This window comes from Bacteroides caecigallinarum, assembly GCF_021530995.1.
Lineage (GTDB): Bacteria > Bacteroidota > Bacteroidia > Bacteroidales > Bacteroidaceae > Phocaeicola > Phocaeicola faecigallinarum.
The window spans coordinates 1-256 of sequence record NZ_JADYTF010000346.1 but is presented as its reverse complement, the minus strand read 5'-3'; the positions used below and the strand labels follow the sequence as shown (position 1 = coordinate 256).

The 256-nt window shown below is 54.3% G+C and carries 1 rRNA gene; it reads right to left on the bottom strand.

Annotation, left to right across the window (positions count from 1 at the left end):
• Positions 1–256, bottom strand: a 16S ribosomal RNA gene (locus tag I6E24_RS17670); the annotation flags it as partial.

The window sequence follows — 256 nt, the reverse complement described above, 5'->3', positions numbered from 1 at the left end:
GGCAAGCTGCCTTCTGTACCCCCCATTGTAACACGTGTGTAGCCCCGGACGTAAGGGCCGTGCTGATTTGACGTCATCCCCACCTTCCTCACATCTTACGATGGCAGTACCGCCAGAGTCCTCAGCTAAAACTGTTAGTAACTGGCAGAAAGGGTTGCGCTCGTTATGGCACTTAAGCCGACACCTCACGGCACGAGCTGACGACAACCATGCAGCACCTTCATACATGCCTTGCGGCTCATCTGTCTCCAAATGA